Source organism: Candidatus Methanodesulfokora washburnensis (assembly GCF_003947435.1).
GTDB lineage: Archaea > Korarchaeota > Korarchaeia > Korarchaeales > Korarchaeaceae > Methanodesulfokora > Methanodesulfokora washburnensis.
In genome coordinates, this window is record NZ_RCOS01000045.1 from 1 (window position 1) to 6264 (window position 6264).

The 6264-nt window shown below is 43.6% G+C and carries 8 protein-coding genes and 1 pseudogene; 6 read left to right on the plus strand and 3 right to left on the minus strand.

Features of this window, described 5'->3' with window-relative positions:
* A partial coding sequence (gene gcvPA, locus D6D85_RS02930; RefSeq protein WP_125670584.1) for an aminomethyl-transferring glycine dehydrogenase subunit GcvPA occupies positions 1 to 1193 on the plus strand: 1193 nt, incomplete at its 5' end.
* A complete protein-coding gene (gene gcvPB, locus D6D85_RS02935) occupies positions 1190 to 2716 on the plus strand; it encodes an aminomethyl-transferring glycine dehydrogenase subunit GcvPB (RefSeq protein ID WP_125670585.1) in 1527 nt (508 codons plus the stop codon). The genes gcvPA and gcvPB, both read left to right, overlap by 4 nt.
* A 364-nt stretch (positions 2717 to 3080) precedes the next feature.
* On the opposite strand, the gene D6D85_RS02940 is transcribed toward gcvPB, so the two are convergent.
* Complete coding sequence (locus D6D85_RS02940; protein ID WP_125670586.1) at positions 3081 to 3653, minus strand: PD-(D/E)XK nuclease family protein; 573 nt, start codon at positions 3651 to 3653, stop codon at positions 3081 to 3083.
* Positions 3654 to 3994: 341 nt separating this feature from the next.
* On the opposite strand from D6D85_RS02940, the gene D6D85_RS17185 reads away from it, so the two are divergent.
* The 4 genes from D6D85_RS17185 (at position 3995) to D6D85_RS02960 (ending at position 5247) form a co-directional block, all read left to right on the plus strand.
* The gene (locus D6D85_RS17185; RefSeq protein ID WP_373695738.1) at positions 3995 to 4234 is read left to right on the plus strand and encodes a manganese efflux pump; all 240 of its coding nucleotides are present in this window, start codon (positions 3995 to 3997) and stop codon (positions 4232 to 4234) included.
* Between the two features lie 95 nt (positions 4235 to 4329).
* Positions 4330 to 4614 (plus strand): AbrB/MazE/SpoVT family DNA-binding domain-containing protein, encoded by a 285-nt coding sequence (locus D6D85_RS02950; protein ID WP_125670588.1) that lies wholly within the window; start codon positions 4330 to 4332, stop codon positions 4612 to 4614.
* A gap of 213 nt (positions 4615 to 4827) precedes the next feature.
* Entirely contained in the window at positions 4828 to 5034 is a 207-nt protein-coding gene (locus tag D6D85_RS02955) for a type II toxin-antitoxin system HicB family antitoxin (RefSeq protein WP_125670589.1), read from the plus strand.
* Positions 5035 to 5061: 27 nt separating this feature from the next.
* Positions 5062 to 5247, plus strand: coding sequence for a type II toxin-antitoxin system HicA family toxin (locus D6D85_RS02960; protein ID WP_337189956.1), 186 nt, complete (start codon positions 5062 to 5064; stop codon positions 5245 to 5247).
* Between the two features lie 384 nt (positions 5248 to 5631).
* Here D6D85_RS02960 and D6D85_RS02965 read toward each other — a convergent pair whose 3' ends face one another.
* Together D6D85_RS02965 and D6D85_RS16780 are read right to left on the minus strand one after the other, a co-directional pair.
* On the minus strand, positions 5632 to 5919 hold the full coding sequence (locus tag D6D85_RS02965) for a DUF5320 family protein (protein WP_125670591.1): 288 nt from the start codon (positions 5917 to 5919) through the stop codon (positions 5632 to 5634).
* A gap of 116 nt (positions 5920 to 6035) precedes the next feature.
* Positions 6036 to 6264: pseudogene (locus D6D85_RS16780) on the minus strand (hypothetical protein); the annotation flags it as partial.

The following is a 6264-nucleotide window of genomic DNA, read 5'->3' on the forward strand; positions in this document are numbered from 1 at the left end:
TGGAGAGGGAGTTTGATAAGATAGCATCGAAGAACACAATTGGAATTTGTTTTGCGGGAGGAGGATGCTGGTTCCACTATGTCCCAGCCATAGTTGATGAGATAGCTGGGAAGCAGGAGTTATACACATCATACACACCCTATCAAGCTGAGGTATCTCAGGGAGCCCTTCAGGCGATATTCGAGTATCAATCCCTGATGGCAGAGCTTTTAAACGTGGATGTTGTTACAGCTTCTCACTATGACTGGTCAACAGCTCTTGCTGAGGCAGCTTTAATGTCAGCAAGGGTAACTCACAGGAAAAAAGTGATGATACCTGAGAACATCCATCCCGAAAGGGAGGAAGTGCTCAAAACCTATTCAGCTGGAGCAGGCTTGAAAGTTGAGAAATATTTGATGGACAGGGAGACAGGGGAGGTTGATATATCATCATTAAAGCCTGATGAAAGCACGGCAATGGTCTACTTTGAGAGCCCGAATTTCTTCGGAATAGTTGAGAGGAAAGCAAGGGAGATAGCTGAGATAACACATGAAAAAGGTGCTCTTGTTGTCGCAGGGGTGGATCCATTGTCCCTTGGGATCTTCAGGCCCCCTGATGCCGATATAGTTGTCGGTGAGGGCCAGCATCTAGGCAGCTATCCATCATTTGGAGGACCTTCTCTGGGCATAATAGGGGTAAAGATGGATGCAAGGCTGATAAGACAGCTTCCAGGAAGGATAATAGGGATGACTGAGAGCTTCGATGGGGTGAGGGGATACTGCATGGCCCTTCAGACGAGGGAGCAGCACATAAGGCATGAGGCTGCCACATCAAATATAACAACAAATGAATCACTCATGGCTGTTAGAGCTGCTGTTTACCTCTCTCTCCTTGGGAAATCAGGTATAAGATCCCTGTGCGAGAAGATACTGGCTAACACAAACTACATGGCTGAGAGAATTGAGGAGATAGGGCTAAGGCCTATGTTCAATGGGGTTAGGTTCAGGGAGATTCCAGTTGATGGGAATGTGGATTGGGTTGAGGTGAACAGAAGGCTTCTGAAGAGGGGTATAATAGGAGGTTCTCCTTTAAGAAAGCTTTTCCCCGGAAGGTTTGATCATCTGGGCAACATAGCTCTCTTCAGCACAACTGAGCTTCACAAGAAGGAGGACATCGATTTTCTCATAGAATCTTTAAAGGAGGTGATAAAATGAGGTTTATCCAGGCAAGATGGCAGTCTGATGAGAAAGTTCTGGAGCCAACTGTGTTTGAGCTCTCATCAGGCAGCTTCTACAGTTTCCCAGTTGAGGAGGAGCTGAAAAAATATGCAAAAATACCAAATGACCTGAGAAGAGATGAGTTAAATCTTCCTGGGCTGAGCGAGCCCGAGGTTGCGAGGCACTTCTCAAGGCTTGCTGAGATGAACTACGGCGTTGACAGCAACTCATACTGGCTTGGATCATGCACGATGAAGTACAATCCAAAGCTAAATGAGAGGATTGCAAGAGAAAAAAGAATGCTCATGATACACCCATACCAGCCTGAGGAGACTGTTCAGGGGGCATTGCAGATAATGTATGAGCTATCTGAGATGCTTTCAAGGATAACAGGGCTTCCCCATTTCACCCTACAGCCCGCAGCAGGTGCACATGGTGAGCTGACAGGGGCTCTGATCATAAGAAAGAGGCATGAGGATGAGAATGAGAGAAGAAATGAGATGATAGTTCCTGAGTCAGCTCATGGATCAAACTTTGCAAGCGCTGCGATGGCGGGCTTTAAGGTCATCAGAATTCCTCCTGATGAGGATGGATGCGTCGATATATCTGCCTTAAAGGCTGCAGTTTCAGAGAGAACTGCGGGGATGATGATAACAAATCCTAACACCTTAGGAATATTTGAAAGCAGAATATTGGAGATATCAGATGTAATACATGGAGCTGGAGGCCTCCTTTACTACGATGGGGCAAACCTGAATGCGATAATAGGAAAGGTCCTTCTGTCAAAGATGGGGATAGACATAGCCCATCTAAACCTGCATAAGACTTTTTCGGCACCTCATGGAAGCGGAGGACCCGGAGCTGGGGCAGTTGGTGTTGTTGATGAACTGAAAGAATATCTGCCAGTTCCAGTTGTGAGGAAGAGGGGGGATGGAAGCTACTATCTTGATTTCTCATTAAAAAAGACGATAGGCAGGGTTAGGAGCTTCTACGGGAACTTCAACGTTATGATAAAGGCCTGGGCATATCTGAAGGCACTTGGATCTGAGGGTCTGCCGAAGGTTGCTGAGATCTCAGTTTTAAATGCAAATTACGCCTTATTCCACATAAGGAAAATAGAGGGAATCGATGTGAAATATGGGAAGAGGAGGCCTTGCAAGCACGAGTTTGTTGTGAGCCTTCAGGGCTTCAAAAAATATGGTGTAAAGGCCTTGGACTTTGCGAAGAGGCTCTTAGACTATGGTGTCCATCCGCCAACGATATACTTCCCCCACATAGTTGAGGAGGCATTCATGATGGAGCCAACTGAGTCCGAAAGCCTGAGGGATCTCGACAACTATATAGAGGCAATGAGGAAGATAGCTGAGGAGGCAAGGGAAAACAGGGAGCTTCTGCTGAAGGCACCTCATTCCACAGCAATAGGAAGGCTTGATGAGGCAAGGGCATCAAGGCAGCCGATACTCAGCTGGAGGATGTACAGGAAGATCATGTCTCAACAAGGTGCTGAAAGCCATGAATAACTCTGGGATGAACAGAAAAGGCTTAAATACAGGAATAAAGCTGGGTTAACCTTTTCTTTTGCCTTTCCGGAGTGGAAAAAGAGGAAGATTATCGAGGACTGGAATTTAATGAATTTTTAAGAGTTAATTATTTCAGTAGTAACAATCCTTTTTAGTCTTTATAGTTGTCTCACCATAGTTTATTCTTTAAATCTGGCTTTCCCATTAATTGCCCTCCTTGCTGTTACTCTCAATATTCAGATAGAGACTTTTAGAAGGACTATGTGAAATCGGAGAGCTCTTTATTATGTGATTTGCGGAAGTTTCCTGTTGGCGAGGGTATCGGTTTTTTCAATATGCTTGTGGTGGAGCAGGTATAATAACATCATACTTTTGTATATATTTCAATTCCAAACTCCTTTGCCATTTCAAGGGCTTTATCATCCGCATAGGGAGTCACAATTACCAGCCTTTCAGCCCTTACTCCGGTTACTTTCTCGTAGAATTCGGCTTTTCTCCTGAAAATTGGGATATCAGATGCCTTTATATGAGAAGATATTTCTATTAGCATGGTTTTTCCATCCTTAACAGCTATATCCAACTCTATATCACTTGGATGATCGTAAACCATTCCCTCTTTGTCCTTCTCAACCCATCTCTCAACCTTCACACCGAACTCCTTCTCCAGTATTCCCTTTAATCCTTCCCTGAATGCCTCCTCAGTCTGAAGGCCCCATCTTGCTCCTAAAGCTGATATCCTTCTCTCTATAAGCTCAAATCCCCTGTTCATATCCTCTCTCAACTTATTCATGTCCTCCCTAAGTTTAACAAGCTGCTCCTCATGTCTGTCAAGCCTTTTCAGAATCTCCTCTAAGCCAAGAAGTCCGGCTACAGCGTATCTGAACTCCTCATCCTCCTTTAGAAGCTTTAGGAATCTCTGCTTGAGCTGAGAGCTCATCGATCAAACTCGCTTTTATCATTTAAATAGTTAATTGCTCCTAAAAATAAATTATTAGAGCTATAAGCAGAGTACACATATGCTATTGCAGCAGCTGACAAATTGAATGAAAGGCATCAGAAGAAGTTTATAAAGCGAGAATTAACAGGATAAAATGCAATGAAAGCAGAATGAGCAAGGTGGACAGAATGGATTATCTAGCTCTCGCCTTGTTATCATTTGGATTATCTCTGGACGACTTCGGTCTTGCTTTTTCTCTGAGCCTGCTAATGCCAAGTAGAAATTTTAAAAAATTTATAGTTAATACAGGTAAAATAGCAGCTGCATTCTCCATATCAGCCATGGGATGCCTGTCAAGTATCGATGAGGGGGCTGTGGGGATCAGTTTTCCATTTTTAGAAATTCCTATTATATGGATAATAATTGCCATTATCATAGCTAACACTATTCTAATATTAATAGCAGCGCTCCTGAGCAACTGGATGAAGAATTTGAGCAGAAGAATCCCGTCAATTCTCTCCGGCATAATTCTAATCACTTTAGGAGTACTGAAATTTTTGGAACTGGCTTTTGAGGTTTGAAATACGCGCATATGCGGGCTTCATAGTGGCGACATGCTGATGCCCTTTGCTCAGTTTCCGATATGTTTATACATAGCATCCCTCTAGGATAGCTTGTGGTGAGTGTGGGAGTAGTTGTCAAGGTGGATAAGCAAGGTAGAGTGGCCCTACCGGAGGATGTGAGGAAGACTCTTGGGATAGAGGGAGAGACTGAGATGGTGTGCAGGGTTGTCGGAAATAGAATCATACTTGAGAGATTTTCCGTAGAGGCAATCAGTAAGGCCTTCGCTGAACTGGAGGAAATTGCTCCAAGCCTTGATACAGAGGAGGCTGAGGAGAAGGATAAATATGTTGACAGGGAATATGCGCTACGCAAAATTGGGATTCGAAGCAATAGTTGACGTCGCAATGTGACAAGGAACATTCGTAACCACTTTTATAGATTATGATCTGTTTAATTCTCCTAGAGGATCAATATCTTATGATCTTGATAACAATGAATGCTCCTTATTTTTGGAAATAGAGAATAGGACCGGGAGATCGTAACAGTGATGGAAAAAAGCACACAAAGAATAAATCGCAAGATTTTTGTTTGCACATGACAGCTATGCAAGATGAAGTTCACGATAATCTTGAGGAAGGAAGAGGAAGGAGGGTATTCCGCTCAGTGCTTAGAGCTGCCTGGATGCATAAGCGAAGGAGAAACAAGGGAAGAAGCTTTAGAAAACATAAAAGAGGCAATTAAAGGTTATCTTGAAGCTTTTCCAGAGGAAGTTGAAAAAGCAAAGAGAAAGAAGGAGCTGGTGGAGATAGTTGTCTGAAAGGCTGCCATCTATTTCTTGGCAGTTGTGAAGGCATTAAGCAAAGCAGGCTTCAAGGTTGTTCACCAGAGAGGAAGTCATATGTACCTGACGGATGGAAAGCACAAGATCACAGTACCTAAGCATGATCCTATAAAGAGAGGCACTCTGCTCTCGATAATATACCAATCTGGCTTAACAAAAGAGGAATTCTTGAGGCTGCTAAAAGAATGATAAATAGTATGTCAGCATGAAGAAGCTTCAATCGTAATAACTGGAGGATCTGTCAGTTGCTTCGATGATTCCAAGCTGTATGCAGAATACTTTAATATAATAAGTTCTTGCAAGATTAGTTTTTTTTAAAAAAAAGTTCGTCAGCAGTTCCCAAAAAGTTAACTATATAACTCTTAGTGCATGCTCACACGATAAGTTTATATAATGAAGAATTCTTTGTTCTGTGCCCGATATGTGGTGGTACGTAGCACCGAATGGGCACATACACAGGATATACGCAGGATGAGGGGAGCCCCGTTGCCCCTGAAAGCCATCAATGAGGATAGCAACTCTGTTGCTATCCGAGATGGAACGGGTAGTAAAATGTTAACTACCCGACAACGGCTATTGCCCCTCTGGCTTTCCTCCTAGCTGCCCTTTCAGGCTGTTTATCCTCTCCTCTAGCATTTTCAGCTCTGTTTCCAGCGTCTTTTTATAGTTCTCCAGAAGGGATAGCTCCTGTTCTGGTGTAGGCGTTGGATAAGCAGATGTTGGATACCAGGGATTAGACCAGAGATACCAGCAGGCTCCCCTTCCAAATACCCATCCGGGCCTCTGCCAGGGAGGCAGATAGCTAAACGGGCCCCTTCCGGGCCATGGACCCAACCAACCGCCTCTTCCATATCTCCACATGGTCTCACCCTTTATGTGCTATTGCACATAATACCTCAGGCTATATAAACCTTTCGTTAAGGATGTGTTTTTCGTTTTTTAGTATTATGTTATTTGTTAATTGATTTTGCCTTAGATCAGAGAAGAGCTCCGATAAGTAAACCAATTATATATAATAGACCGAAGCTCCGCAGAAGGGCTGCAGTCATGGGATCAGCAGCCTCAGGAACTCTGCTCTTGAAAGCTCTGAGCAGATTGTACGCTTGAGGCAAGGTTAAAAATGCAAGCAAAGAGGTAAATGGCACAACATTCACTGCTGCAAGTGAGGCAAGGAAGAAATATGCTGAGAATATCTCTCCTGCATAA

Coding starts and splice junctions, on each gene's coding strand:
- gcvPB (WP_125670585.1), top strand. CDS start 1,190: ATGAGGTTTATCCAGGCAAGATGGCAGTCTGATGAGAAAGTTCTGGAG.
- D6D85_RS02940 (WP_125670586.1), bottom strand. CDS start 3,653: ATGAGCTCTCAGCTCAAGCAGAGATTCCTAAAGCTTCTAAAGGAGGAT.
- D6D85_RS17185 (WP_373695738.1), top strand. CDS start 3,995: ATGGGATGCCTGTCAAGTATCGATGAGGGGGCTGTGGGGATCAGTTTT.
- D6D85_RS02955 (WP_125670589.1), top strand. CDS start 4,828: ATGAAGTTCACGATAATCTTGAGGAAGGAAGAGGAAGGAGGGTATTCC.
- D6D85_RS02965 (WP_125670591.1), bottom strand. CDS start 5,919: ATGTGGAGATATGGAAGAGGCGGTTGGTTGGGTCCATGGCCCGGAAGG.